Source organism: Actinophytocola sp., from assembly GCF_045807065.1.
Lineage (GTDB): Bacteria > Actinomycetota > Actinomycetes > Mycobacteriales > Pseudonocardiaceae > Actinophytocola.
Genome location: NZ_JBJMIE010000524.1, coordinates 1 through 26,720 on the forward strand (window position 1 = coordinate 1; position 26,720 = coordinate 26,720).

At 69.8% G+C, this 26,720-nt stretch carries 28 protein-coding genes; 22 read left to right on the forward strand and 6 right to left on the reverse strand.

The window, feature by feature from the left end; translation table 11 throughout:
• The coding region (locus ACJ73U_RS30655; RefSeq protein ID WP_407781209.1) for an ATP-binding cassette domain-containing protein at positions 1-598 on the forward strand (598 nt) is incomplete at its 5' end.
• Between the two features lie 194 nt (positions 599-792).
• Here ACJ73U_RS30655 and ACJ73U_RS30660 read toward each other — a convergent pair.
• Complete coding sequence (locus ACJ73U_RS30660) at positions 793-1,668, reverse strand: oxidoreductase (protein WP_407781210.1); 876 nt, start codon at positions 1,666-1,668, stop codon at positions 793-795.
• Between the two features lie 31 nt (positions 1,669-1,699).
• Here ACJ73U_RS30660 and ACJ73U_RS30665 point away from each other — a divergent pair, with 31 nt between their 5' ends.
• Positions 1,700-2,146 carry an SRPBCC family protein gene (locus ACJ73U_RS30665; protein ID WP_407781211.1) on the forward strand — a complete coding sequence of 149 codons (447 nt, stop codon included), beginning with the start codon at positions 1,700-1,702 and terminating at the stop codon, positions 2,144-2,146.
• A gap of 127 nt (positions 2,147-2,273) precedes the next feature.
• Positions 2,274-3,251, forward strand: coding sequence for an AraC family transcriptional regulator (locus ACJ73U_RS30670; protein WP_407781212.1), 978 nt, complete (start codon positions 2,274-2,276; stop codon positions 3,249-3,251).
• A gap of 189 nt (positions 3,252-3,440) precedes the next feature.
• Here the strand turns inward: ACJ73U_RS30670 and ACJ73U_RS30675 are convergent, their stop codons facing one another.
• Positions 3,441-3,761 (reverse strand): EthD family reductase, encoded by a 321-nt coding sequence (locus tag ACJ73U_RS30675; protein ID WP_407781213.1) that lies wholly within the window; start codon positions 3,759-3,761, stop codon positions 3,441-3,443.
• Between the two features lie 245 nt (positions 3,762-4,006).
• Here ACJ73U_RS30675 and ACJ73U_RS30680 point away from each other — a divergent pair, with 245 nt between their 5' ends.
• Positions 4,007-4,978: an AraC family transcriptional regulator gene (locus ACJ73U_RS30680; protein ID WP_407781214.1), complete on the forward strand. Its 972-nt coding sequence runs from the start codon at positions 4,007-4,009 to the stop codon at positions 4,976-4,978.
• Positions 4,979-4,990: 12 nt separating this feature from the next.
• On the opposite strand, the gene ACJ73U_RS30685 is transcribed toward ACJ73U_RS30680, so the two are convergent.
• On the reverse strand, positions 4,991-5,554 hold the full coding sequence (locus tag ACJ73U_RS30685; RefSeq protein WP_407781215.1) for a TetR/AcrR family transcriptional regulator: 564 nt from the start codon (positions 5,552-5,554) through the stop codon (positions 4,991-4,993).
• A 45-nt stretch (positions 5,555-5,599) separates the two neighbouring features.
• On the opposite strand from ACJ73U_RS30685, the gene ACJ73U_RS30690 reads away from it, so the two are divergent.
• On the forward strand, positions 5,600-6,058 hold the full coding sequence (locus tag ACJ73U_RS30690; RefSeq protein ID WP_407781216.1) for a pyridoxamine 5-phosphate oxidase: 459 nt from the start codon (positions 5,600-5,602) through the stop codon (positions 6,056-6,058).
• Positions 6,059-6,077: 19 nt separating this feature from the next.
• On the opposite strand, the gene ACJ73U_RS30695 is transcribed toward ACJ73U_RS30690, so the two are convergent.
• The gene (locus ACJ73U_RS30695; RefSeq protein WP_407781217.1) at positions 6,078-7,442 is read right to left on the reverse strand and encodes a cation:dicarboxylate symporter family transporter; all 1,365 of its coding nucleotides are present in this window, start codon (positions 7,440-7,442) and stop codon (positions 6,078-6,080) included.
• Positions 7,443-7,539: 97 nt separating this feature from the next.
• Between ACJ73U_RS30695 and ACJ73U_RS30700 the strand changes: the two genes are divergently transcribed.
• The 9 genes from ACJ73U_RS30700 to pheT all read left to right on the forward strand — a co-directional run bounded on the left by ACJ73U_RS30700 (position 7,540) and on the right by pheT (position 16,325).
• On the forward strand, positions 7,540-9,141 hold the full coding sequence (locus tag ACJ73U_RS30700) for an ATP-binding protein (RefSeq protein ID WP_407781218.1): 1,602 nt from the start codon (positions 7,540-7,542) through the stop codon (positions 9,139-9,141).
• A complete protein-coding gene (locus ACJ73U_RS30705) occupies positions 9,138-9,812 on the forward strand; it encodes a response regulator (protein ID WP_407781219.1) in 675 nt (224 codons plus the stop codon). Before ACJ73U_RS30700 ends, ACJ73U_RS30705 begins: the two co-directional genes overlap by 4 nt.
• Before the next feature lie 292 nt (positions 9,813-10,104).
• Positions 10,105-10,659 carry a translation initiation factor IF-3 gene (gene infC / locus ACJ73U_RS30710; protein ID WP_407781235.1) on the forward strand — a complete coding sequence of 185 codons (555 nt, stop codon included), beginning with the start codon at positions 10,105-10,107 and terminating at the stop codon, positions 10,657-10,659.
• A gap of 76 nt (positions 10,660-10,735) precedes the next feature.
• Entirely contained in the window at positions 10,736-10,930 is a 195-nt protein-coding gene (gene rpmI / locus ACJ73U_RS30715; RefSeq protein WP_407781220.1) for a 50S ribosomal protein L35, read from the forward strand.
• A gap of 62 nt (positions 10,931-10,992) precedes the next feature.
• The gene (rplT, locus tag ACJ73U_RS30720; protein ID WP_407781221.1) at positions 10,993-11,367 is read left to right on the forward strand and encodes a 50S ribosomal protein L20; all 375 of its coding nucleotides are present in this window, start codon (positions 10,993-10,995) and stop codon (positions 11,365-11,367) included.
• Positions 11,368-11,387: 20 nt separating this feature from the next.
• Positions 11,388-12,203, forward strand: coding sequence for a TrmH family RNA methyltransferase (locus ACJ73U_RS30725; protein ID WP_407781222.1), 816 nt, complete (start codon positions 11,388-11,390; stop codon positions 12,201-12,203).
• 9 nt (positions 12,204-12,212) lie between these two features.
• On the forward strand, positions 12,213-12,605 hold the full coding sequence (locus ACJ73U_RS30730) for a DUF6159 family protein (RefSeq protein WP_407781223.1): 393 nt from the start codon (positions 12,213-12,215) through the stop codon (positions 12,603-12,605).
• Between the two features lie 101 nt (positions 12,606-12,706).
• Positions 12,707-13,774 carry a phenylalanine--tRNA ligase subunit alpha gene (gene pheS / locus ACJ73U_RS30735; RefSeq protein WP_407781224.1) on the forward strand — a complete coding sequence of 356 codons (1,068 nt, stop codon included), beginning with the start codon at positions 12,707-12,709 and terminating at the stop codon, positions 13,772-13,774.
• A 37-nt stretch (positions 13,775-13,811) separates the two neighbouring features.
• Positions 13,812-16,325, forward strand: coding sequence for a phenylalanine--tRNA ligase subunit beta (pheT, locus tag ACJ73U_RS30740; RefSeq protein WP_407781225.1), 2,514 nt, complete (start codon positions 13,812-13,814; stop codon positions 16,323-16,325).
• A 477-nt stretch (positions 16,326-16,802) separates the two neighbouring features.
• Here pheT and ACJ73U_RS30745 read toward each other — a convergent pair whose 3' ends face one another.
• On the reverse strand, positions 16,803-17,588 hold the full coding sequence (locus tag ACJ73U_RS30745) for an aminoglycoside N(3)-acetyltransferase (protein WP_407781226.1): 786 nt from the start codon (positions 17,586-17,588) through the stop codon (positions 16,803-16,805).
• A gap of 20 nt (positions 17,589-17,608) precedes the next feature.
• Positions 17,609-18,295, reverse strand: coding sequence for a DNA alkylation repair protein (locus ACJ73U_RS30750; protein ID WP_407781227.1), 687 nt, complete (start codon positions 18,293-18,295; stop codon positions 17,609-17,611).
• A gap of 472 nt (positions 18,296-18,767) precedes the next feature.
• Here ACJ73U_RS30750 and ACJ73U_RS30755 point away from each other — a divergent pair, with 472 nt between their 5' ends.
• The 8 genes from ACJ73U_RS30755 to ACJ73U_RS30790 all read left to right on the forward strand — a co-directional run.
• Positions 18,768-20,366, forward strand: coding sequence for an alpha/beta hydrolase (locus ACJ73U_RS30755; RefSeq protein ID WP_407781228.1), 1,599 nt, complete (start codon positions 18,768-18,770; stop codon positions 20,364-20,366).
• A gap of 98 nt (positions 20,367-20,464) precedes the next feature.
• Positions 20,465-21,481, forward strand: a complete 1,017-nt coding sequence (gene argC / locus ACJ73U_RS30760) for an N-acetyl-gamma-glutamyl-phosphate reductase (RefSeq protein ID WP_407781229.1) — start codon at positions 20,465-20,467, stop codon at positions 21,479-21,481.
• Entirely contained in the window at positions 21,478-22,635 is a 1,158-nt protein-coding gene (argJ, locus tag ACJ73U_RS30765) for a bifunctional glutamate N-acetyltransferase/amino-acid acetyltransferase ArgJ (RefSeq protein WP_407781230.1), read from the forward strand. The genes argC and argJ overlap by 4 nt, the downstream gene beginning before the upstream one ends.
• Positions 22,632-23,516, forward strand: coding sequence for an acetylglutamate kinase (argB, locus tag ACJ73U_RS30770; RefSeq protein ID WP_407781231.1), 885 nt, complete (start codon positions 22,632-22,634; stop codon positions 23,514-23,516). The genes argJ and argB overlap by 4 nt, the downstream gene beginning before the upstream one ends.
• Before the next feature lie 44 nt (positions 23,517-23,560).
• A complete protein-coding gene (locus ACJ73U_RS30775; RefSeq protein WP_407781236.1) occupies positions 23,561-24,700 on the forward strand; it encodes an acetylornithine transaminase in 1,140 nt (379 codons plus the stop codon).
• Positions 24,697-25,614 (forward strand): ornithine carbamoyltransferase, encoded by a 918-nt coding sequence (gene argF / locus ACJ73U_RS30780; protein ID WP_407781232.1) that lies wholly within the window; start codon positions 24,697-24,699, stop codon positions 25,612-25,614. The genes ACJ73U_RS30775 and argF overlap by 4 nt, the downstream gene beginning before the upstream one ends.
• The gene (locus tag ACJ73U_RS30785; protein ID WP_407781233.1) at positions 25,611-26,123 is read left to right on the forward strand and encodes an arginine repressor; all 513 of its coding nucleotides are present in this window, start codon (positions 25,611-25,613) and stop codon (positions 26,121-26,123) included. The genes argF and ACJ73U_RS30785 overlap by 4 nt, the downstream gene beginning before the upstream one ends.
• A partial coding sequence (locus ACJ73U_RS30790; protein WP_407781234.1) for an argininosuccinate synthase domain-containing protein occupies positions 26,116-26,720 on the forward strand: 605 nt, incomplete at its 3' end. The genes ACJ73U_RS30785 and ACJ73U_RS30790, both read left to right, overlap by 8 nt.

Here is a 26,720-nt window from a genome sequence, read left to right on the forward strand (position 1 = left end):
GTGCGCCGGCGACGGCACCATCAAGATCGAGATGAACTTCCTGCCGGACGTGTACGTGCCGTGCGAGGTGTGCAAGGGCGCCCGGTACAACCGGGAGACGCTCGAGGTCCACTACAAGGGCAAGACCATCGCCGAGGTCCTGGACATGCCGATCGAGGAGGCGGAACGCTTCTTCGAGCCGATCAAGGCCATTCACCGGCACCTGAAGACCCTGGTGGACGTTGGCCTGGGCTACGTCCGCCTCGGCCAGCCGGCCACGACCCTGTCGGGTGGCGAGGCCCAGCGCGTGAAGCTGGCGTCGGAACTGCAGAAGCGCTCGACCGGGAAGACGGTCTACGTCCTGGACGAGCCGACGACCGGCCTCCACTTCGAGGACATCCGCAAGCTGATCGGGCTCGTCAACGGGTTGGTGGACAAGGGCAACACGGTCATCGTGATCGAGCACAACCTGGACGTGATCAAGACGTCGGACTGGATCATCGACATGGGGCCCGAAGGGGGTTCCGGCGGCGGGATGATCGTCGGGGAGGGGACTCCGGAGGACATCGCCGCTATGGCTGACTCCTACACGGGGCAGTTCCTCACGCAGGTTCTCTGACGGTTCGTGGGTGCGGCGGGGGCGCCGGGGGAGGGGGCGGGGCCGCCGGGGGAGTGGACAGGGCTGGCCAGATGGTTGGGTTGGCCAGGTCCGGTTGAGCTTTGTTGGGGCTTGCCTGCCTGGTGGCTTCTGGTCTGGCGCCTCGCGGCCTGCGGTTGGCCTGTTCTGCCTGCGTCACCCTTGAAAGGTGTAGGTCATCTTTGGAAGGTGTAGGTCACGTTCGTCAGTTTTTCTGACAGTGACCACAGGGCTGCTGCCTTCTCCCGGTCGTGGGACGCCGGGCTTGAGCGGGTGACCTTCGGGTGGCCCCACATCAGTCGGCCCGGGCCGACGAAGCCGCCGTTGGGTAGGTCGGCTGTTGCCGCGTACAGGGTGGGGAGTGCGCCCATTGCCGGGGTTTGTGCGATCGCGTGATTGCCCAGGGCCATCAGTGTGTCCAGCACCGTTTCGGTGTGGGACATCAGGTTCGTCGACACGTAGCCCGGGTGGGCCGCGTAGGACCTGATCGGTGAGCCGGCTTCCTCCAGTTTGCGGGCCAGTTCGTACGCGAACAGCAGGTTCGCCAGTTTCGTCTGCTCGTACGCGGCCCAGCGGCGGTAGCGGCGGCGCTCCCAGTTGAGGTCGTCCAGGTCGATGTGGCCGAACCAGTGGAACGAGCTCGACACCGTCACCACCCGCTCGCGCAGGCGGTCGAGGAGCAGTCCCGTCAGTGCGAAGTGGCCCAGGTGGTTGGTGCCCATCTGCATCTCGAAGCCGTCCGCAGTGGTGCGGTGGGGGACGGCCATGACGCCGGCGTTGTTGACCAGGACGTCCACCGGTTCGTCGATCGACGCCGCGAACGCGTGGACCGACGCGAGGCTGGTCAGGTCCAGCGCCCGCACCTCGACCGTGTCGGGCATGGTCGCGGCTGCCGCCCTGCCCTTGTCGACGTTGCGGCAGGCCAGGATCACCCGTGCGCCCGCCGTCGCCAACGCCGCTGTCGTGGCCAGTCCCACACCGCTGTTCGCGCCCGTGACGATCACCGTCCGCGCGCTCTGGTCGGACAGTTCGGCCACGGTCCACTTCGCCATGCCCGCACCCTAGCGCCGGCATACTCGACTCGTGTCACTCAATGACTACCGTTTCCGGAGCCTATGGTCGGTAAGTGCCACCGCGGCCAGGGTGTTCGACGCACTGGTCGACCTCACCCGCTATCCGCAGTGGTGGCCCGACATCCGCTCTGTCACCCGAGTGGATGAGAACACCGCCGAGGTCGTCTGCAGGTCGGTACTGCCCTACGCGCTGACCTTCCGGCTGCACCGCGCCGAGGAGGACCCGGACAGCGGCCGGATGCGGGTCGACGTGACCGGTGACCTCGAGGGCTACGTCCAGGGCGTGGTGTCCGAGCACGAGGCCGCCGGCGTGGTCCTCGCCATCTCACAACGCGTCGTCGTCACCAAGCCGCTGCTCCGCTTCCTCGCGCCGGTCGCCCGGCCGCTGTTCCGCGTCAACCACGCCCTCATGATGCGGCGTGGGCAGCGCGGCTTCCGCGCCTACCTGACCGCCTGAGCGTGGTCGTGCAGCCCGTCCAACGAGCGCGGGACAGGTCTGGATCTTCCATGACGGTATGACGCCAGCTCCTGCTCGATCGTCCAAATCACTTGGATGCTGGGTGCGGGCCCGTCATAGTCGTCCCATGACGGGTTTGGACCCCTGGGCGCCGACGGACCCGGTCGGTGAGGCCCTGCACCTGCTGCGGATGAACGGCACGTTCTACTGCCGCGTCGAGCTGGGAGCTCCCTGGGGCATGGCGATGCCGGCGATGCCGGGCCACCTGTGGTTCCACGTCGTGACCGCCGGCACCTGCTGGCTCGGCACCGGCGACGGGCCCCCGCGGGTGATGGGCGCCGGCGAGCTGGTGCTCGTGCCGCACGGGCAGGGGCACACGCTGCTCAGCGAGCCCGGAGTGCCGACTCCCAGTGTGCTGGACCTGCCGCGCGAGCTGGTCAGCGAGCGGTACGAGCTGCTGCGCAACGGCAGTGCCGGGCCGCCGACGCACATGATCTGCGGGGCCATCCGGTTCGACCAGCCGAGCGCCCGGCACCTGATCGAGGTCCTGCCCGAGACCCTGCACATCGAGACCGCCGGCAGCGCGCCGGACAGCTGGCTGCCGAGCCTGCTGCGCCTGATGGCCAGCGAGGCCAGGGAGCTGCGCCCCGGCGGCGAGGAGGTGATCACGAGGCTCTCGGACATCATCGTCATCCAGGCGATCCGCACCTGGCTGGAGGCCGACCCGGCCGCGCGGACCGGATGGCTCGGCGCACTGCACGACCCGCAGCTCGGCCGCGCGCTGGCGCTGATCCACCGACAGCCGGACCGCGCCTGGACGGTCGCCGAACTGGCGAACGAGCTCGCGATGTCCCGATCGGCGTTCTCCGCGCGGTTCACCAAGGAGGTCGGCGAACCGGTGATGCAGTACGTGACCCGCTGGCGGATGCAGGTGGCCCTCCGCTCGTTCGAGGAGGGCCAGACGACCACGGCGGAACTGGCCCGCAAACTGGGCTACCGCTCGGAAGCCGCCTTCGCCCGCGCCTTCAAGCGCGTGCTGGGTGTCTCCCCGGGCGCCGCCAAGAAACACCGCGGCGACGCCCTACTGGACTTCATCGGGAACTGAGCCCCACAGCCCGCCCCACTGTCGGTATCCACGAGTAGCGCGGAAACCGGGGAGCCCACCGGATGCGAACGGTCCTTTCGCTCGGGTTGATGTGTGAATGAGGCAGCGCTTCACGTCAGCGGCATCAGCCGGTCCTCCCAACCCGGCTGCCGCCGAGCCGGGAGGACCCACCGCGTGTTCGCGTGCTCCTCAGGCGTCCTCGAGGACGTCGGCGAATGCGATCACTACCCCTCCGGTGGCGTGCTCGAGGGTGGCGGCGACAAGGGATCCCGCCTTCGCGGCGGCGGTGCTGGCCGTCGCGTAGTCGGCGAAGTACAGGTCCAGGAGCCGGTACGCCGGGGTGGGGCTGCCGTCTTCCTTGGGCCAGACCTTCGACGCCTGCAGCCGGGTCAGACCGGGGAGTTCGCGCGCCAGCGCGAGCTGGTCGGAGTACGCCGCCTCGAACGCGTCCGGGTCGGTGGGGTTGGAGTACACGAAGCTGATCTTGGTCGGCCTGCCTTGCTCGGTCATGGATGATCCCCTGGTTGTTAGTCTTGGTTGATACGAGCGAGAGGACCCGACCCCGCACGATGGTGTCGGGCGAACTGCCGGTAGCACGGCTGCTTCGCCGATGGTGGGAGGTCGGGACAACGGATCCCGACTCCTTCCGCACGGCGGCTCCACTCACTGCCTGTCGACCGTAGTGAGAGGAATGGGCAACGACCATGACAGTTCCGTCGGGACACTTTGCTGATCGTCCAGCGACGCCGGCCGACGTGCTTCGCCCGCCGCGGGAGCTCGCCGATCCGCCGGCGCTCGGGGACGGTGCGCTCGGGCTCGACGTGGGCGGTCAGTCACACGACATGCTCTCGGAGCTGCTCCGAAGCGTCCGTCTGAGTGGGGACCGGATCGTCGCCTACGCCCCGCCGCGGACCTTCTCGATCGGTTTCGCCGACCTCGGCAGTCTGCACATCGTCGAAGAGGGCGAACTGGTGCTCCGGATCGACGGTGACCCGGACGTCGAGCACGTGCGTTGCGGCGATGTCGTCCTGCTTCCGCGCGGGGACTCGCATCGCATCAGCGACGCGGGCAGGGGCACGCATGCCGCCGGCACCGGCAACGACAACGACACACCCGAGCCGGCGCGCTGGCTCTGCGGAACATTCACGATCGGTGATTCGCGGGCGAGTCACCTGCTCGGGAGCCTCCCGGCCGCGATCATCCTGCGCGGCGACCGCGGCCCGGCGCTCGAAGGGCTCGAGGTGGCCCGCAGGATGCTCGTCGCCGAGATGCGGTCGCCCTCGCAGGGATCGGCGGTGATGGTCGCCCGCATCCTCGATCTGATCTTCATCCAGATTCTGCGCACCTGGGCCGCCGGTCCCGACTGCGAACCGAACTGGCTGGCCGGTGCCCTGGACCCGCTGACCGGTCCGGCCCTGAGCGCCATCCACCGCTATCCAGGCCGCGACTGGACGGTCGAGGAGTTGGCCCGAGCGTGCAACCTCTCCCGGTCGGCGTTCGCCGTGCGGTTCCTCGCTCACGTCGGGAAGCCGCCGGCCACCTATCTCGCGCTCGTCCGCCTGGACACCGCGGCCGACCTGCTCCGCAACACCTCCCTCCCCGTCACGCTGATCGCGAGGAACGTCGGCTACACGTCGGAGGCGGCGTTCAGCCGCGCGTTCAAGAACCGCTACGGCATGCCACCGGCGCACTGGCGTCAGGACAGCGGAGCGAAACAGCCCGAATGAGCCGCCGAACGATCAGCGCCAGGCCGTGAGCACCGCCTCGACGTCCGCCTTCAGCACCTCCGCGATCCCGTCCCGTGGCTCCAACGCCCAGTCCATCAACGCGCCCTGGGCCAGTGCCGCGACCACACGCGCCGCCTGCGCGGGCGGGGGAGCACCTGCCAACTCCGCCGCCGCGAACAGCTCCGCCAGCACCGAGCGCACACTCGCCCGCAACTCCGCGAACCCGCCCCGCAACGCCGGATCCGCGAGATCGACCCCCAACTGCCCGAGGTGGTTGCTGACCGTCGCCGGGTCGTCCAGGCCGTCGGTGATCACGAGCGCGGCGGCCACGATCGCCGCCACCGGATCGAGACCACTGGCCGCCGCGCGCATGCGTTGCCCGACGCTCCCCGCTGCCACGGCCATCATCGCCAGCAGCAGGTTCTGTTTGGACCCGAACCGCCCGGCCACGGTGCCCACCGCGACCCCGGCCTCGTTCGCCACCTGCGCCAACGTGAACCCCGGCCCGTACCGCCCGATCGCACGCCCGGCCGCCGCCAGCAGCCCCTCGTCGGAGATCTTCCTCGGTCGTGCCACAGACGTTATTGAACCATGGTTCGGAAACGGGATAGCATGCCGACCATGGCGAGATGGCAGGACATCGAGAAGGACGCGCCCGAGTTCGCGGAGCGTGTCCGTGCCCGCTTCGGGGCAGGCATCCACAAGACGATCGCGACGCTGCGCAAGGACGGTTCGCCGCGGATCAGCGGGTCGGAGCTGGAGTTCGAGGACGGCGAGGTCAAGTTCGGCATGATGGACCGCTCGCTGAAGCTCCTCGACGTGCGCCGCGATCCGCGCATCGCCGTCCACAGCCCGTCGCTCGACCCGCCCAAGGAGGCGGGGGAGTGGCTCGGCGACGCCAAGCTCGCCGGCCGCGTGGTCGAGATCCCGCCGGCTCCCGACAGCCCGCACCAGGACGCGGGCCACTTCCGCATCGACATCACCGAGGTCGTGCTGACCTACGTCGGCAACCCGGCGGACCACCTGGTCATCGAGTCGTGGCACGAGGGCACGGGCTGGCGGCGCCGCACCCGCGAGTAGCGGCGCGCCAGCCCGAGACCTACTTCGTGGCCGCCGCTTCGGCCGCCGCCGTCTCCTCGGCCTTCGGCGCGGCCTCGTGGTCGTCCAGCAGGGTGCGCTCGTCGAACGGGTCCTCGCCCGACAGGACGCGGTCCGCCCGCTCCCGGTCGAACTCCCTGGTCCACGTGCCGACGAGGACCGTCGCGACCGAGTTGCCCGCGAAGTTCGTCAGCGCACGCGCCTCGGACATGAACCGGTCGATGCCGACGATCAGGCCCACGCCGTCCACCAGTTCCGGCCGGTGTGACTGCAGGCCGCCGGCGAGGGTGGCCAGGCCGGCGCCGGTCACGCCCGCCGCGCCCTTCGACGCGACGATCATGAACAGCAGCAGCCCGATCTGCTCGCCGAACGACAGCGGCTTGTCCATCGCCTCGGCGATGAACAGCGTCGACATCGTCAGGTAGATCGCGGTCCCGTCCAGGTTGAACGAGTAGCCCGTCGGCACGGTGATACCGGCGACCGGCTTGCTCACGCCGAGGTGCTCCATCTTGGCGATCAGCCGCGGCAGTGCCACCTCCGACGACGACGTCGACAGGATCAGCAGGAACTCCCGGGACAGGTACCGGAACAGCGTCAGGATGTTCATCCGCGCCACCACCCACAGGATGGAGGACAGGATCCCGAACACGAAGATCAGACACGTGACGTAGAAGCCGATCATGATGATGGCCAGGCTCTTCAGCGCGTCGACGCCCGTCTCGCCCACCACGGCGGCGATCGCGCCGAACGCCCCGACGGGGGCCGCCCACATGACCATCGACAGGATGCGGAACACCCAGCGCTGGATGTGCTCGACGCCCCGCAGGATCGGCTCGCCCTTGGCGCCGAGCGCCTGCAGCGCGAACCCGCCCAGCAGCGCGATGAGCAGCGTCTGCAGCACCGAGCCCTCGGTGAACGCCGAGACCAGCGTGGTCGGGATGATGCCGAGCAGGAAGTCGGCCGTGCTCTCCGACGCGGCCACCTGCTTGTGGCCGGCCGCCGCGACGTCCGGGGTGAGGTGCAGTCCCTCGCCTGGGTGCAGCATGTTGCCGACGATCAGCCCGATGGCGAGCGCGACCGTCGACATGACGAGGAAGTAGCCGATGGCGAGCGTGCCGACCTTGCCGACCTTCGCGGCCCTGGCCACCGAACCGACACCGATCACGATCGAGCAGAAGATGATCGGGCTGATCATCATCTTGATCAGGTTGACGAACCCGGTCCCGAGCGGTTTCAGTGCCTTACCCAACTCCGGCCAGACCAGACCGATGAAGATGCCGATCGCGACCGCGACGATCACTGAGAGGTAGAGGACGTGTGTCCGGTCGCGGCGACGCGGCCCAACCGGCTGTTCAACGCTGGACATGCGGGTCATTCTCCGAGCGAAGTATGACCTGGGTCACCTTTCTGTTCATTACGTACATGGTTCGAGGGACATCGTGAAGGCCATCACACTGGAGCACGTGACGCGTGACCGCCCGGGCTGGAGCCTCGCCCGCCAGCTCCTCGTGCTGCAGGTGATCGTCGTCGGCGTCCTCGTGGTCGCCGGCACGGTGCTCGTGTACCTGGACGTCGCCGCCCGCACATGGGACTCCAGCGAGGCCGAGGTCGTGGCCGTCGCGCTGACCATCGCGGACTCGCCGGCGATCACCGACGTGATCGAGGCACGCGACCCGAGCGCGGTCCTGCAGCCGTTCACCGACCGCGTGCTCCGCGACACCGACGTCGACTTCATCACGATCATGGACCCGACGGGCAGGCGGTACACCCACCCGGACCCCGCGAGGATCGGCGAGCAGTTCCTCGGCCACATCGACGAGGCGCTGGCCGGCCACGTGTTCACCGAGACCTACACCGGCACGCTCGGCCCGTCGGTGCGCGCGGTGGTCCCGGTCCGCGACGGTGCGCGGATCGTCGGGCTGGTGAGCGTCGGCATCACGCTCGACGCCATCGCCGGCCAGGTCCGCGGCCGCCTGCTGCTGCTCCTGCTCGTCGCGATCGCCGCCCTCGCGGTCGGCATGGTCGGCACGTACCTGGTGAGCCGCCGCCTCGCTCGCCAGACCCACGGCCTCGGCCCCGCCGAGCTGAGCCGGCGCCTGGAGCACCACGAGGCGATCCTGCACACCGTGCGCGAAGGGTTGCTCCTCATCGACCAGGCCGGCCGGGTGACGCTGTGCAACGACGGTGCCCGCGCGCTGCTCGACCTCGACGACCGCGGTGACGGCGAGGTCGAGGGCAGGGCGCTCACCGACCTCGGACTGCCGGCGGAGATGGTGGCGAGCATGGCGGCCCACCGCACCAGCCGCGACGAGATCCACCTGACCGAGCGGCGCGTGCTGGTCGTCAACAGCGCGCCGGTCCGGTTCGGCGACCGTGCGCACGGCACGGTCGTGACCCTGCGCGACCACACCGACCTGCAGGCACTCACCGGCGAGCTGGACTCGGTCCGCGGCTTCGCCGAGTCGCTGCGGTCCCAGGCGCACGAGGCCGCGAACCGCCTGCACACGGTCGTGTCACTGGTCGAGCTGGGCCGGTACGCCGAGGCCGTCGAGTTCGCCACCGCCGAGCTCGCCGTCGCGCAGGAGCTGACCGACCGGGTGGTTGACGCGGTGTCCGAGCCCGTGCTCGCGGCGTTGCTGCTCGGCAAGGCCGCCGCCGAGGCGAACGAGCGCGGCGCCGAGCTGGTGATCACCGCGGAGACCGAGATCGACGACGCCATTCCCGGCGGCACGCTCGCACCCCGGGACGTGGTCACGATCCTCGGCAACCTCATCGACAACGGGCTCGACGCCGCACTCGAGAGCGGCACCGCGCCCAGGGTGTTCGTCACCGCCCGCATGGAGGACGGTGAACTGCTGCTGCGCGTGGAGGACACCGGGCCCGGGCTCGCGGCCGGCGAGGTGGCGTTCGACCGCGGCTGGTCGACCAAGGCCGACGGCCGCGGTCTCGGGCTCGCGCTGGTGCGGCAGGCGGTCCGGCGCGCCGGCGGCACGATCGAGGTCGGCCAGGGGGAGCGGGGCGCGGTGTTCACCGTGCGGCTGCCCATGGCGCTGGTGACGTCGTGATCTCCGTCCTGGTCGTGGAGGACGACCGCGTGGCCGCCGACGCCCACCAGCTCTACGTGGAGCGGGTCGACGGCTTCGCCGTCGCCGGCGTCGTGCACAGCGCGGGGGAGGCCCGCCGCGCGTTGGGCCGGCTCGACGTCGACCTCCTGCTGCTCGACCAGTACCTGCCCGACGAGCTGGGCCTCGACCTGTGCCGCTCGCTGCGTGCCGAGGGCCGGCTCGTCGACGTGATCATGGTGACCTCCGCGAGTGACCTCGCGCTCGTGCGTGCCGCGGTGTCCAGCGGGGTGGCGCAGTACCTGCTCAAGCCGTTCACGTTCGCGACGCTGCGGGACAAGCTGGAGCGGTACGCCCGCTTCCGGCGTGGCGTCGACCGCGCGGCGCAGGCCGACCAGACCGACGTCGACCACCTGTTCGCGACGCTGCGGGGCAGCGACGGCGCCCAGCTGCCGAAGGGGATGAGCGCACCGACCCTGGACGCGGTCGCCGCGGCGCTGCGCGGAGCGGACGCCGGCCTGTCCGCGAGCGCGGCCGGCGACGTGCTCGGCATGTCCAGGGTCACCGCGCGGCGCTACCTCGAATACCTGGCCGATCACGGGCTGGCGGTCCGGCAGCCGGTCTATGGTCAGGTGGGTAGGCCGGAGCTGCGCTACCAGTGGACCTCCCGCTAGGCCCCGGGGAACAAATCCCCCGGCCGGGGGTGTTATTCTACGGATCGCGACCCGCCTCGTCCGCGAGGCGGCACAAGTGGAGCCCCGCTCCCACCCGAGTCACTCAGTGGCCGGGTTCCGGTCGCCGGCGGTAGCTGTCCTGGTGCAGCGACCGCGGGTTTCCCGTCGGGTGCGACGGGTGTGATCGGAAGCGGGCCCCGTTCGCCTTCATGGCGATCGGGGTTTCGTGCTTGATGGGACTCCGCGAGGGTCGCGGGAGGAGAAGAAGACCCAACCGGCCTGAGGAGGCCCCATCAGCTCCGAGACACGTATCAACGACCGCATCCGAGTCCCAGAGGTCCGACTGGTCGGACCGGGCGGCGAGCAGGTTGGCATCGTGCGCATCGAGGACGCACTGCGACTGGCTCAGGAAGCGGACCTGGACCTCGTGGAGGTTGCCCCGCAGGCTCGCCCGCCTGTCTGCAGGCTCATGGACTATGGCAAGTTCAAGTACGAGAGCGCGCAGAAGGCTCGTGAGTCGCGTCGAAACCAGCAGCTCACCGTGATCAAGGAGCAGAAGCTCCGCCCGAAGATCGACACACACGACTACGAGACCAAGCGCGGCCATGTGATGCGCTTCCTCGAACACGGCAACAAGGTCAAGGTGACGATCATGTTCCGGGGTCGTGAGCAGTCCCGCCCCGAACTTGGCTTCCGGCTGCTGCAGCGGCTGGCCGAGGACGTAGCCGACCTCGGCTTCGTCGAGGCCGCGCCCAAGCAGGACGGTCGAAACATGATCATGGTGTTGGCGCCGCACAAGTCCCAGAAGACCCGTCCGAAGGCGAACGCGGGCACCGACACGATCTGATCCGAGGCTGACCGAGACCGAGCGCGTCTCCGCTTCAGGCCGCGCGCCCGGTCATCTCACTGTGCGAGGAAGAACAATGCCCAAGAACAAGACACACTCCGGTACGTCCAAGCGTATTCGGGTCACCGGCAAGGGAAAGCTGCGTCGTCAGAAGACCGGCCTCCGACACAGGCTGGAGAAGAAGCCCAGCACGCTCACCCGCCGTCTGTCCGGCACCACCGAGGTGGCCAAGCAGGACGTCAAGCGCGTGAAGAAGCTGCTCGGTCTCTGACCGACCGTCCCTGACCACCGGGCGAGCGTGGAGCCGCCCACGAGATCGACAGGATACGCACCGTGGCACGCGTCAAGCGGGCAGTCAACGCCCAGAAGAAGCGCCGCACGACCCTCGAGTTGGCCAGCGGCTACCGCGGGCAGCGCTCGCGGTTGTACCGCAAGGCGAAGGAGCAGGTGCTCCACTCGCTGAACTACGCCTACCGGGACCGCCGCGCCCGCAAGGGTGACTTCCGCCAGCTGTGGATCACCCGCATCAACGCCGCGGCTCGCCAGAACGGCCTCACCTACAACCGGTTCATCCAGGGCCTGAAGAACGCCGGCATCGAGGTGGACCGCAAGATCCTCGCCGAGCTGGCCGTCCACGACGAAGCCGCGTTCGCCGCGCTCGTCGAGGTCGCCCGCGAGAACGCGCACCAGCAGGGCAAGGCTTCCTGAGCGCCGAACGACGACCCGGGGTGTTCACCGAACGGACGCCCCGGGTTGCTGCTGCCCGGGCCCTGTCGCGGCGCGGCGGCCGGGAGCGGCTCCACCGCTTCCTCGTCGAGGGCACGCAGGCCGTCCGTGAGGCGCTCGCCTGGCCGGGTGATGTGCACGAGCTGTTCGTGACCGAGGACTTCCTGGCCCGCGACTCCGATCTGGTGACGACCGCCCACGATCGTGGCGTCCCGGTCTCGCCCGTCACCGACCGTGCCATGGCCGGCCTCGCGGAGACCGTCACCCCACAGGGCGTCGTCGCCGTCTGCGGCCTGGTCGACCGGCCCGTGGAGGACGTCCTGGCGGGCAACCCCCGACTCGTGGCCGTGCTCGTCGGCGTGTCCGACCCCGGCAACGCGGGCACGGTCATCCGTGTCGCGGACGCGGCGGGCGCCGACGCGGTGGTCCTGGCCGGCGCCGCGGTCGACCCGCACAACGGCAAGTGCGTGCGGGCCTCGACGGGCAGTGTCTTCCACGTGCCCATCGCCCGCGCCCCCGTCGCCGACGTGCTCGACGCCTGCCGCGCCGCGGGCCTGCGCCTGGTCGCGGCCGACGGCTACGCGAAGGCCGAGCTGACCCCGGGCACCGTCACCGGCCCCACCGCGTGGCTCTTCGGCAGCGAGGCCCACGGTCTACCCGAAGAGGTGAAGTCGGCGGCCGACGAGTCACTCCGCGTGCCCATCTACGGCAGGGCCGAGAGCCTGAACCTGGCGACCGCGGCCACCGTGTGCCTGTACGCCACGGCGTGGCGACACCGCGCGGAACCACCCGATCGGTTCAATCCGACCGCAGACTGATCGTCCTGCTTGCGGTGGCGCTGGAACCTCGTCACCTACCTGGTGCTGCCGATCATGGTCCTGGAGGGCGTGACCACGAAGCCGGCCGTCAGGCGCTCCGTGGAGCTGTTCCGCAACACCTGGGGCGAGAACGTGCTGGGCAACGTCGGCATTGGCGCGGTCGACTTCCTGCTGTTCCTGCCGGTCATCCTGCTCGTCATGCTCGGCGCCCTCGCCGGAGGCGCGGTCGCCTACGTGCTCTTCGGCCTCGCCGTGCTGTGGTTCCTCGGCTCCGTCATCGTGACCACCGCACTGTCCGGGATCTACCAGACCGCGCTGTACCACTACGCTGCCGGGCGGGCCGTGCCGCAGGAGTTCGCGGCCACCGACCTGGCCCACGCGTTCCCCCCGAAGCGCCGATAGTGGAAACTGGGTGTGGGCCGTTTCGGCCGATCACCTAGGATCACTGTGCTCGCGGTGTGCGCGAGCACCAGATCGATCCAGCCCGGGAGCGCGCAGCCACCATGTCCGCAGCCAACGACTCCTACGACCCGAAGCAGGTCGCGGCCCTGGCGCCTGAGACGCTGCAGGCTGCCGTGGAGCAGGCGCGCAAGGAGTTCGAGGCGGCCGTCGACCTGGCGGCACTCGCCGCGGCCAAGCCCGCCCACCTGGGCGACAAGGCCCCGCTGATGGTCGCCCGCCGGGAGATCGGCGCGCTGCCGCCCAACGCGAAGGCCGACGCCGGCAAGCGGGTCAACGAGGCGCAGAAGCTGGTCCGGGAGGCGTTCGACGAGCGCCGGGCCGAGCTGGAGGCCGACCGCGACAGGCGGGTGCTGCGCGAGGAGTCCGTCGACGTCACGCTGCCGTGGGACCGCCGCCCACGCGGTGCCCGGCACCCGCTGACGACCCTGTCCGAACGGATCGCGGACGTGTTCGTCGCGATGGGCTGGGAGATCGCCGAGGGCCCCGAGGTCGAGACCGAGTGGTTCAACTTCGACGCGCTCAACTTCAAGAAGGACCACCCGGCCCGCACCATGCAGGACACGTTCTACGTGGCGCCGGCCGACTCCGGCCTGGTCCTGCGCACCCACACCTCACCGGTGCAGATCCGCTCGCTGCTCGAACGTGACCTGCCGGTGTACGTGGTGTGCCCGGGCCGCACCTTCCGGACCGACGAGCTGGACGCCACCCACACGCCCGTGTTCCACCAGGTCGAGGGCCTTGCCGTGGACAAGGGCCTGACGATGGCGCACCTGAAGGGCACGCTCGACGCGTTCGCGAAGGCGATGTTCGGCGACACCTCGAAGATCCGGCTGCGCCCGTCGTACTTCCCGTTCACCGAGCCCTCCGCCGAACCCGACGTGTGGTTCCCGGAGAAGAAGGGCGGCGCGGGCTGGGTCGAGTGGGGCGGCTGTGGCATGGTCCATCCCAACGTGCTGCGGGCCTGCGGCGTCGACCCCGACGTGTACTCCGGCTTCGCGTTCGGCATGGGCATCGAGCGGACGCTGCAGTTCCGCAACGGCATCCCGGACATGCGGGACATGGTCGAAGGGGACGTCCGGTTCACCGCGCCCTTCGGCATCGAAGCCTGATCGCGCCACACCCGTCATTCAGTAGGAGAGACACATCGTGCGGGTCCCCGTCAGCTGGCTCACCGAGCACCTCGACACGAAAGAGAGGTTCACGGCGGAGCAGATCGCCGAGGCCTTCGTCCGCGTCGGTCTCGAGGTGGAGGAAGTCGCGCCGCTCGGTCCGGTGACCGGACCGGTCGTGGTCGGTCGCGTCGCCGAGATCGAGGAGCTCACCGAGTTCAAGAAGCCCATCCGGTACTGCATGGTCGAGGTCGCGGAGGCCGACGACCACGACGAGACCATGGGTCCTCGGATGCGCGGCATCGTCTGCGGCGCGACGAACTTCGCGGAGGGCGACCTCGTGGTGGTCGCGCTGCCCGGCGCGGTGCTGCCCGGCGGTTTCGCGATCACCAAGCGCAAGACCTACGGCCGCTACAGCGACGGCATGATCTGCTCCGCACGCGAGCTGGGCCTCGGTGACGAGCACACCGGCATCCTGGTGCTGCCCAGCGGTGACGAGCACGTCGGCGCCGGCGACGACGCGGTGGACTACCTCGGGCTCGACGACAGCGTCATCGAGCTGTCCATCACGCCCGACCGCGGTTACGCGTTCTCGATCCGAGGGCTCGCCCGCGAGCTGGCGTGCGCGTTCGACATCTCCTACCGGGACCACGCGGCCATCGACGTGCCGGAGGCCGAGGGCCCCGCGTTCCCGGTCACGGTCGAGAACGAGGAGGACTGCCCTCGGTTCGTCGCGCGCCGGATCATCGGCGTCGACCCGACCGCGCCGACCCCGTTCTGGATCCGCAGGCGGCTGATGCTGGCCGGCATCAGGTCCATCTCCCTGGCCGTCGACGTCACCAACTACGTGATGCTCGAGATGGGCCAGCCGATGCACGCGTACGACACGCCGTCGATCAAGGGCGGCATCGTCGTGCGGCGCGCCGAGGCGGGCGAGAAGCTCACCACCCTGGACGACGTGGAGCGCACCCTCGACCCCGACGACATCGTCATCACCGACGAGACCGGCCCGATCGGCCTGGCCGGCGTGATGGGCGGCGCGAGCACCGAGGTGCGCCCGGACAGCTCGGACATCCTCCTGGAGGCGGCGAACTGGGAGCCGACGGCCGTCGCCAGGACGGTGCGCCGGCACAAGCTGCCGTCGGAGGCCTCGAAGCGTTTCGAGCGGCGGGTGGACGCGAACATCGCGCCGATGGCGTTGGAGCGGGCGGCGAGGCTGCTGCGTGACCATGCCGAGGGCAGCATCCAGCCCGGCCGCACCGATGTCGGCGGCGTGACCCCGATGCCGACGGTGACGATGCCGATCGGCCTGCCGGACCAGGTGGCCGGCACCCGCTACCCGAGCGGCGCCACCGTGCGGCGGCTCCAACAGATCGGCTGCACCACGGTCGACATGTTCACCGGCGAGGACGGCAAGTCCCGCGTGGCGATCCAGCCACCGACGTGGCGCCCGGACCTGACCGAGCCCGCGGACCTGGTGGAGGAGGTGCTGCGCCTGGAGGGCTACGACAGCATCCCGACGCAGCTGCCGCCGGCCCCACCCGGCAAGGGCGCGACCGCGAGCCAGCTCCGCCGCCGAGCGGTGGGACGCGCGCTGGCCGAGGCCGGGTACATCGAGGTGATCCCGTTCCCCTTCGTCTCCCCGACCATCTGGGACTCGTTCGGCCTGGCCTTCGACGACAACCGCCGTCGCACGGTGTCGTTGCTCAACCCACTGGAGGCCGACCGCAGCGAACTGGCGACCACCCTGTTGCCGGGCCTCCTGGAAGCCCTGATCCGCAACGTCTCCCGAGGCATGCGCGACGTGGCCCTGTTCCACATCGGCCAGGTGACGCTGCCCAAGGCACAACAGGTCCCGGTCCCCACCGTGGGCGTCGCCGCCCGCCCGAAGGACGGCGAGGTCGCGGCCCTACACGCGGCGCTCCCACAACAACCGGTCCACACTGCGGTAGTCCTGGCCGGCAACCGCGAACAAGCAGGCTGGTGGGGCCCAGGCGAACCAGCAAACTGGGCCGACGCCATCCGAGCGGCCCACATCGTGGCGGAAGCCTCGGGCGTGGAACTGAACATCCGCGCCGCCGAACTGGCGCCCTGGCACCCGGGCCGCTGCGCACAGCTGCTGGTAGGCGACCTGGCAGTCGGCTACGCAGGCGAACTCCACCCCAAGGTGATCGAAGCCCTGGGCCTCCCGAAGCGCACCTGCGCGATGGAGCTGAAGCTGGACGCACTCCCCGTGGTGGGCCGCCGCCCAGCACCGTCCCCGTCCCCGTACCCCCCGGTCCTACTGGACGTGGCCCTGGTGGTGGACATCTCCGTCCCCGTAGCCGAGGTAGCCACCACCCTCCGCAACGGCGGCGGCGACCTCCTGGAAGACCTACACCTGTTCGACGTCTTCACAGGCGAGCAGGTAGGCGAGGGCAAGCGTTCGCTGGCCTACTCCCTCCGCTTCCGCGCCCCAGACCGCACACTCACGGTCGAAGAGGCCACCGCGGCACGCGACTCGGCGGTATCCGCAGCAGCAAGCCGATTCGGCGCGGCGCTGCGGTCCTGAACCGGTTCGTCGGTCCGTGGTGCGTTGGGCGTCGGGGTTGGGCCGGGGTGCATGGGGGAGGGTTGGCAACGGGGTCGAGAGGCCATGCCCAGTTTTGAGGCTTCTTGGGCCTGGCTACTGAGGACCGGCTCGCGTAGAACGGCCAGCGAGCAGCGCGAAGCCTGCAGACGGACCGACTGCAGGCTCTGCCTCGCCTTCTGCCGCCCAAGTCCTCAAGGACAAGCCCGCAGGCGCGTTAGACGGCACCGGAGCATGCCGCAGCAGCTGTCCAACCGGCCGGTCGGCATCCTGCGCGGTGCCGCAAGACCGATACCAGTTACGCGACGAACCACCGCCTGGGGACACCACGCCAACCAACAACGAGCGGCTCACAAAAACCATGGGTTGTCTAACCAACCCAGCTCAGGCATCATCCCCCCGGCCCCCCGGCCCCCCGGCCCCCCGGCCCCCCGGCCCCCCGGCCCCCCGGCCCGGCACTCACCCCGTCGGGCGGTTCGTGCGCAACCAATCCACCGCGAAGGCGACTGCTTCCACGACCGGGAACAGGCGTGCGTCTGCCTTGCCCACCCGGCCACGACGCAGAGTGGCGGTCGGCTCGTACGCCGCGCCCAGGTGGGCGAAGTCGTCGCTGTTGGTCGCTACATCGGTGTAGGTGACCCACTCGCGGCCGTTGTCGGTCCGGACTGCGCAGCCGTACTCCGTCTTCGGGGTCGGCACTCGGTACTCCGCCAGGTGGAAGGTCGTGCATACGTCGAAGCCCACGCCCAACAGCAGCACCCGGGCGTCCGCTCGTTCCAGTGCCGCCAGCGGCGAGCCTTCGCCCAGATGGCTGTCGAGCTCGTGGGTCGCCATCAGGGCCGCGGCCTGCGCGCCGACCGCGGCGAACGACGTCTGCGGGTGGTTGCTCCGGACCGCGCCCGGCCAGGTGCGCACGGCCTCCACCAGCACGCTCAGGCCACGGGTTGGTGACACCGCCGGGTCGAACGCGGGCGTCTGCTCTCGGATCACCGGCCACCACGCCTCCGGTACCGGGGGGCGCTGCCAGAACTTCGGATCCGAGTTGTCCGACGTCTGCGTCGGCACCACCAACGTGCCCGCTGGCCCGAGCACGTCGAGTAGCGCCTGCACGACCGCGACCCGGCCGCCCGGGACCCAGCCGACCGCGCGCAGCGACGAGTGCACGATCACCGTGTCGCCCTCGCGCAGGCCCAGTGCGGCGAGGTCGGCGGCGAGCGACGCACGTGTCGGTGGCAGATCGGTCACCTCGCCATCGTGTCAGGGCGCTACAAGTGCTTTACCGCCTCTCGTACGGACAGGGGGGACAGGCCAGGGTGGCTGTCCACGAACGCCCGCACCCACCCTGGCTCGGTGCGGGCGAACTGGCGCAGTGCCCAGCCGATGCCCTTGCGGATGAAGAAGTCACGGTCGTCCAGGTTCGCTTCGATCGCCGCGGTCAGCAGCTTCGTGTCGGTCGCCTCCTTGAAGGTCAGCTGGCAGATGATGGATGTGCGTCGTTTCCAGAGGTCGGGGTCGGTGGCCCAGGCGTACATCACCGGCGTCAGGTCCTCGGGAAACCCGCGTAAGAGTGGGCCGATGCGCCGGCTCGCCAGCTCGTCGACGTGGTCCCACCACGCTCCGGTGACGATCAGTTCCTCGTACAGCGGCACCAGCGCGGGTGTCTGCCACGCCGCGTACCGGCGATCGCCGGTGAGCGCGATCGCCAGGTAGCGCTCCTCGCGGTATGTCGCCTCGCGCCACAGGGTCAGGACGGTCGCGCGCCAGTCTTCCTCGTCGGTCAGCACGTGGGCGGCGAACAGTTGCTTGGCCAGCGCGCCGCGTTCGGGCGCGGGCACACCGCGGAACGGCTGCTCCGACTTCATGTACCGCTGCATCTCGGGCGCCTTGCGCGCGTCGCCGATGGCTGCGAGGCCGTCGCGTACCGCCTTGATCAGGGTCTGGGATTCGGTCATGAGGCCAAGCTACGCCCGGGGACCGACAATTCTCGCGTTGTGGAGCGGATTGGCCGGACGAAGCCGAGCGAAAGGACCGTTGGTGCAGAGGTTTCATTGCCGTGGCGGAGGGGACCGACAGTTCCGGAGCGTTGAGTGGTAAATGGGAACATCTTCACCGGCGAGCCCGAGCGAAAGGACCGTTGGTATGCCTGGGGACCCCCGGTTTCAACGCTACTCGCGGGCACCGACAATTGTGGGGAGCGATCGGCGAACTGGTAACAGGCGCTACCGTCCGGACGGACCAACCGCGGCGGCGAGATGGCCGATGTACGGGTGTGCCAACACATGCTGGTAGTGCCATGTGTCCCCAGTGGACCGATCGCGAGGCTGACCGATGTGTACCCGAGTCGTTGCCCTCCGTGTTGTCACGATACGATAAAACGACTTTCGGGGGATTCCCGGTCACTATTACGAACGGCAGGCTCTACTGGTGATCAAAACACGCAGATTCGCCGCCGTGGCCGCGGTGGTGGGCGTTGTGCTCAGCGGGTTGGGCGTGGCGACGACGGCCTCCGCTGCGCCGGCAAAAGCACCTGAATTCACTCCAAAAGCCATCCAATGGGGTGAATGCGACAATCCAAGACTCGCGCAGGCCGGTGCCCAGTGCGGGTTGCTCGATGTGCCGCTCGACTACGCGAAGCCCAACGGCGAGAAGATCAAGCTCGCCGTGTCGCGGGTCACGCACAAGGGACCCGACTCCTCCTACCAGGGCCCCATGCTCGTGAACCCGGGCGGTCCGGGCGGCTCCGGCCTCATCTACGCGATCTTCAACGAGTTCGTCCCGAACGGGGGCGGCGACGACTACGACTGGATCGGCTTCGACCCGCGCGGGGTCGGCGAGAGCCAGCCGTCGCTGTCCTGCATCCCCGACTACGACGGCTACAACCGCCCGTTCTACACGCCGGTCACCCCCGGCCTCGAGCGGACGTGGCTGCAGCGGTCCAAGAGCTACGCGCAGGCCTGCGGCCGCAACGGCGGCAAGCTCCTCGAGCACATGACCACGGTCGACTCGGCCAACGACATGGAGAGCATCCGCAAGGCGCTCGGCGCCCCGCAGATCAACTACTACGGCTTCTCCTACGGCACGTACCTCGGTCAGGTGTACGGCACGCTCTACCCGGACCACTTCCGCCGGGTCATCTTCGACGGCAACGTCAACCCGAAGCGGGTCTGGTACGACGCGAACATCGACCAGGACATCGCGTTCGAGAAGAACATCAAGACCTACTTCGGCTGGATCGCGAAGTACGACAACATCTACCACCTCGGCACGACGGAGCAGCAGGTCGAGGCGCTCTACTACCAGACGCAGGCCGACTTGCTGCGTGCCCCGGCGGGTGGCGTGATCGGCCCGGACGAGTGGACCGACATCTTCCTGCAGGCCGGCTACTACGTGTACGGCTGGGAGGACATCGCCAACGCGTTCGCCGGCTTCGTCCACAACGGTGACTGGCAGACCCTGCAGGCGCTGTACGGCACGCCGCCGTTCGACGACAACGGCCACGCCGTCTACCTGGCCGTCTCCTGCACCGACAACCAGTGGCCGACGAGCTGGAACAAGTGGCGTGTCGACCAGTGGCTCACCTTCTTCCGCGCCCCCTTCGAGACCTGGGGCAACGTGTGGTTCAACGCGCCGTGCGTGTACTGGCCCGCGACGGCCGACCGGCCGGTGAAGGTGGACGGCAGCAAGGTCAAGAACGCGCTGCTGATCAACGAGACGAACGACGCGGCGACGCCGTACACGGGCGCTCTCGAGGTCCGCAAGCTGTTCCCGACGTCGGTGCTCATCGAAGGTGTGAACGGCACCACCCACTCGGGGTCGCTGTCCGGCGTCGAGTGCACGGACAGTCTCATCGTGAACTATCTGAAGACGGGTGCCCTGCCGGCCCGCCAGCCAGGTAACCACTCGGACGTCCAGTGCGACCCGGTGCCCCAGCCGGTCCCGGCCGGCGCCACCGCGGACAAGCGCGCCGCGACGGTGTCGAGCACGGACGCCCGCGCCGAGCTGGCGGTAGCCGTACCTCGCTGAACCGATCACCTGACGGGCGCTTCCGGTACACACCGGGAGCGCCCGTCGGCGTGAATACCGGTTTGAGTGAGTTTGCATGGTGATGCATAATCATCCGGGTGACGATCAGGATCGCGGTAGGCGGAGCCAGCGGCTACGCGGGCGGTGAGCTGCTCCGCCTGCTCCTCGGGCACCCGGACGTCGAGATCGGCGCACTGAGCGCCGGCGGCAACGCCGGCACGCTGCTCGGCGCACACCAACCCCACCTCCCCCCACTGGCCGACCGTGTCCTCGCCGACACCACGGCGGACACCCTCGCCGGCCACGACGTCGTCTTCCTCGCCCTCCCGCACGGCCACTCCGCGGAGATCGCCGCCCAGCTGGGCCAGGACACGCTCGTCATCGACTGCGGCGCGGACCACCGGCTGGTCAACCCGGAGGACTGGGTCCGCTGGTACAACAGTGAGCACGCCGGCACCTGGCCCTACGGCCTCCCGGAACTCCCCGGCAACCGCGAGAAGCTCCAGAACACCAGGCGGATCGCCGTCCCCGGCTGCTACCCGACCGGCGCCTCCCTCGCGCTCGCCCCGGCGCTCCAGGCGGGCATGATCGAGCCCGACGTCGTCATCACCTCCATCAGTGGCACCTCCGGCGCCGGTAAGTCGCTCAAACCGCACCTCCTCGGCTCCGAGGTCATGGGCTCGGTCACCACCTACGGTGTCGGCGGCACCCACCGCCACACCCCCGAGATCGCCCAGAACCTCGCGCAGGTCGCGGGGACCAGGGTCAGGGTCTCCTTCACCCCGGTGCTCGCCCCCATGCCGCGCGGCATCCTGACCTCGGCGTCGGCACCCATCAGGGACAACCGCGACGCCGAGGAGGTCTACCGCAAGGCCTACGCCGACGAGCCGTTCGTCCACGTGCTCGAGAACTCCTGGCCCGCGACCGCCGCCACGCTCGGCTCCAACGCCGTCCAGCTCCGCGCCACCGTCGACGAGGACGCCGGGCGGCTCGTGGTGATCGCCGCCCTCGACAACCTCACCAAGGGCACCGCGGGTGCCGCCATCCAGTCCATGAACATCGCACTCGGCCTGCCGGAGACCACCGGCCTGACCACCGTGGGAGTCGCTCCGTGACCGTCACCGCCCCGAAGGGGTTCCGGGCCGCCGGCGTCGCCGCCGGCATCAAGGAGAACGGCAACAAGGACCTGGCACTGGTGGTCAACGACGGTCCGCTCGACGTGGCGGCCGGCGTCTTCACCAGCAACAAGGTCAAGGCCGCGCCCGTGCTCTGGTCCCAGCAGGTGCTCACCACGGGACGAGCCGGGGCCGTCGTCCTCAACTCCGGGGGCGCCAACGCCTGCACCGGCCCGGAGGGTTTCCAGGACACCCACAAGACCGCCGAGCACGTCGCGGAGACCCTCGGCATCGGCGCGGTCGACGTCGCCGTGTGCTCCACCGGCCTCATCGGCGCCCGCCTGCCCATGGACAAGCTCACCGCGGGCGTCACCGCGGCCGCCGCGCAACTCGCGAACACCCCGGAGGCGGGCCTGGCCGCGGCCGAGGCGGTCATGACCACCGACACGGTCGCCAAACAGGCCCAGGCCAGCGCGCACGGCTGGACCATCGGCGGCTTCGCCAAGGGCGCGGGCATGTGCGCACCCAACATGGCCACGATGCTGTCCGTCCTCACCACCGACGCGGTGCTGGACCAGGAACAGGCCGCCCTGGCACTCACGGCGGCGGTGAGCAGGACCTTCAACACCCTGGACGTCGACGGCGGCACCTCCACCAACGACACCGTGCTGCTGCTGTGCTCCGGTGCGTCCGGTCAGACACCCACCGTGGACGAGTTCACCCAGAAGTTGACGCAGGTCTGCCACGACCTGGTGAAACAGCTCCAGGCCGACGCGGAGGGCGTCACCAAGCACATCAGCATCACGGTCACCGGCGCGGCCACCGACGACGAGGCGAAGAAAGCCGCGAAGGTGATCGCCCAGGACAACCTCTGCAAGACCGCGTTCTTCGGCTCGGACCCCAACTGGGGCCGCGTCGCGATGGCCGTCGGCAACGCGCCCACCGACTTCGACCCGACCAGGCTGGACATCACCATCAACGGCGTCGAGGTCTGCCGGGCGGGCGCCGCCGGCGAGGACCGCGGCAAGGCCGACCTGTCCGGCAGGGACATCACCGTGGAGGTCAACCTCAACGCGGGCACGGGCGCGGCCACCGTCCTCACCACCGACCTGTCCCACGGCTACGTCGAAGAGAACAGCGCCTACTCGTCATGACCATTCCCCTGGCCGCGGAGAAGGCGGCGGTCCTGATCGAGGCACTGCCGTGGCTGCAGCGTTTCCACGGCGCCACGGTCGTCGTGAAGTACGGCGGCAACGCCATGGTCGACGAGGAGCTCAAGACCGCGTTCGCCCAGGACATGGTGTTCCTCAAGCTCGCCGGCCTGCACCCGGTCGTCGTCCACGGCGGCGGCCCGCAGATCACCGCCATGCTCAACCGCCTCGGCATCCCCGGCGAGTTCAAGGGCGGCCTGCGCGTCACCACGCCCGAGACCATGGACGTCGTCCGCATGGTGCTCACCGGGCAGGTCAGCCGCGAGCTGGTCGCGCTGATCAACACGCACGGCCCGTACGCCGTCGCCATCTCCGGCGAGGACGCCAACCTGCTCATCGCGCGACGCCGGACGGCGACCGTCGAAGGCGAGCAGGTCGACATCGGGCTGGTCGGCGACGTGATCGCGGTCAACCCGGACGCCGTGCTCGACATCGTCCACGCGGGCCGCATCCCGGTCGTCTCCACGGTCGCCCCCAACGAGGACGGCCTGGCACACAACGTGAACGCCGACACCGCGGCCGCCGCGATCGCCGTCGCGCTGAACGCCGAGAAGCTCGTCATGCTCACCGACGTCGAGGGCCTGTACGCGGACTGGCCCGACAAGGACTCGCTGCTCAACCAGATCCACGCCGACGAGCTGGAGAAGCTGCTCCCCGGCCTCGCCACCGGCATGATCCCGAAGATGGAGGCGTGCCTGTCCGCCGTGCGCGGCGGCGTGCCCCGCGCCCACGTGATCGACGGCCGGCTCGCGCACTCCGTGCTGCTCGAGGTCTTCACCGGCAGCGGTGTCGGCACCATGGTCCTGCCCGAGGAGACACAGTGATCACTTCGAACACGGAGGGCCGGGCCAAGTGGCAGGCGTCCCTCATGGACAACTACGGCACGCCGAAGCTGACGCTCGTCCGCGGCGAGGGCGCCTACGTCTGGGACGCCGACGGCAACCGCTACCTCGACCTGGTCGGCGGCATCGCCGTCAACGCGCTCGGTCACGCCCACCCGGCGGTGGTCCAGGCCGTCACCGAGCAGATCCAGACCCTCGGCCACACCTCCAACCTCTACATCAACCAGGTCACCGTCGAGCTGGCCGAGGAGCTGCTCGACGTGGCCGGCGTCAGCGGCAAGGTCGTTTTCTGCAACTCGGGTGCGGAAGCCGTCGAGGCGGCGCTGAAACTGTCCCGGCTCACCGGCCGCACCAAGCTCGTGGCCTGCGACGGCGCCTTCCACGGCCGCACGATGGGCGCGCTCACGCTGACCGGCCAACCACCGAAGCGGGCGCCCTTCCAGCCGCTGCTCCCGGACGTCGACCACATCCCGTTCGGCGACCCGGAGGCCCTCGAAGCCGCGGTCGATGAACACACCGCCGCCGTGATCCTCGAACCGGTGCTCGGCGAGGGCGGCGTCCACCCGGCACCCGCCGGTTACCTGCGGACCGCCAGGAAGCTGACCAGCGACAACGGCGCGCTGCTGATCCTCGACGAGGTGCAGACCGGCCTCGGCCGCCTCGGCACCTGGTTCGCGTTCCAGCAGGCCGGCATCACCCCGGACGTCATCACGCTCGCCAAGGGCCTCGGCGGCGGCCTCCCGCTCGGCGCCTGTATCGGTGTCGGCGCCGCCGGCGACCTGATGAAGCCCGGCCAGCACGGCACCACCTTCGGCGGCAACCCCGTCTGCTGCGCCGCCGGCCTCGCTGTCCTGCGGACCATCGCCGCCGACGGCCTGGTGGAACACGCCGCGGCCATGGGCAAGGAGATCACCGCCGGCGTCGAGGCGCTCGACCACCCACTGGTCACCGAGGTGCGGGGGAGCGGTCTGCTGCTCGGCATCGGCCTCACCCGACCCGTGTCCGGCAGGGTGGCGGAGGCCGCGCAGGACGCCGGCTACCTGATCAACAACGTCCAGCCCGACACGATCCGCCTCGCCCCGCCGCTGGTCCTCGACAGCGACCAGGTCCACGGCTTCCTCGACGCCCTGCCCGGCGTCCTCGACCAGGCTCAGGAGGCGCAGTGACCAGGCATTTCCTTCGTGACGACGACCTGAACCCGGACGAGCAGCGCGACGTCCTCGACCTGGCCGACCGGATGAAGGCCGACCGTCTCGCCCTCACCCCGCTCGCGGGCAGGTCCGTCGCGACGATCTTCGAGAAGAACTCCACGCGCACCCGCCTCTCGTTCGAGGTCGGCATCGCGCAGCTCGGCGCGCAACCCATCGTCATCGACGGTCGCACAATGCAACTCGGTCGCGAGGAGACCATCGAGGACACCTCCCGCGTTCTGTCCCGCTACGTCGACGCGGTCGTCTGGCGGACCTACGCCCAGCAGCGGATCGTCGCGATGGCCTCGGTCTCGCGCGTTCCGGTGATCAACGCGCTGACCGACGAGTTCCACCCCTGCCAGGTGCTCGCCGACCTGCAGACCATCCGCGAACGGCTCGGCAGGCTCGCGGGCCTCACCCTCACCTACCTCGGCGATGGCGCCAACAACATGGCCCACTCGCTGCTGCTCGGCGGCGTGACCGCCGGCCTGCACGTCCGCGTCGCGCACCCCGAGGGCTTCACACCGAACCAGGACGTCCTGCTCGACGCCAAGAAGCGCGCGGTCGACACGGGCGGCAGCGTGACCGTCCTGTCCGACCCGCACGCCGCGGTCGACGGAGCGGACGTGCTGGTCACCGACGCGTGGACGTCCATGGGCCAGGAGAACGACGGCAAGGACCGCGTCGCGCCGTTCCGCCCGTTCCAGGTCAACGCCGATCTCCTGGCCAGGGCCGGCGAGAACGCGATCGTCCTGCACTGCCTGCCGGCCCACCGCGGCTGGGAGATCACCGACGAGGTCCTCGACGGCCCGGCCAGCGCCGTGTGGGACGAGGCGGAGAACCGGCTGCACGCCCAGAAAGCGCTGCTCACCTGGGCACTGGCACCATGACCGCGGCCACCCGTGCGGCACGGCAGGCCCGCATCGTCGAGCTGGTGTCGAACATGGGCATCCGCAGCCAGACCGAGCTGGCCAAGCTCCTCGCGGACGAGGGCATCGACGTCACCCAGGCCACGCTTTCGCGGGACCTCGACGAGCTCGGCGCGGTCAAGCTGAGGGGCGCCGACGGGGGCGCCGCCGTCTACGTGATCCCGGAGGACGGCTCACCGGTCCGCGGCGTCCAGGGCGGTACGTCGCGACTGTCCCGGCTGCTCGCCGAGCTGCTGGCGGGTGCGGACTACTCGGCCAACCTGACGGTGTTGCGAACCCCGCCCGGTGCCGCGCAGTTCCTCGCCAGCGCGATCGACCGGGCCGCCCTCCACGAGGTCGTCGGCACCATCGCCGGCGACGACACCGTCATGGTCATCGCCAGGGAGCCCCTGTCGGGCAAGGACCTGGCGATTCGCTTCACCGCCCTCGCGGCGCGCACGAACGCAGAAGGAGAACCGGAGAATGACTGAGCGGATCGTCCTCGCCTACTCAGGCGGTCTGGACACGTCCGTCGCGATCGGCTGGATCGCGGAGGAGACCGGCGCCGAGGTCGTGGCGGTCGCCGTCGACGTCGGCCAGGGCGGCGAGGACCTCGACACCATCCGCAAGCGCGCGCTGGACTGCGGTGCCGTGGACGCGGTCGTCGCCGACGCGCGCGACGAGTTCGCCGAGCAGTACTGCCTGCCCGCGCTGCAGGCCAACGCCCTCTACATGGACCGGTACCCGCTGGTCTCCGCCCTGTCCCGGCCGGTGATCGTCAAGCACCTGGTCGAGGCGGCGAAGTACCACGGCGCCACCACCGTGTCGCACGGCTGCACCGGCAAGGGCAACGACCAGGTCCGCTTCGAGGTCGGCATCGGCGCGCTCGCCCCCGGCCTCAAGGTGATCGCCCCGGTCCGCGACTTCGCCTGGACCCGGGAGAAGGCCATCGCCTGGGCGCACGACCGCGACCTGCCGATCGACCAGACCAAGTCCTCGCCGTACTCGGTGGACCAGAACGTGTGGGGCCGCGCGGTCGAGACCGGCTTCCTCGAGGACATCTGGCACGCGCCGATCGAGGACGTCTA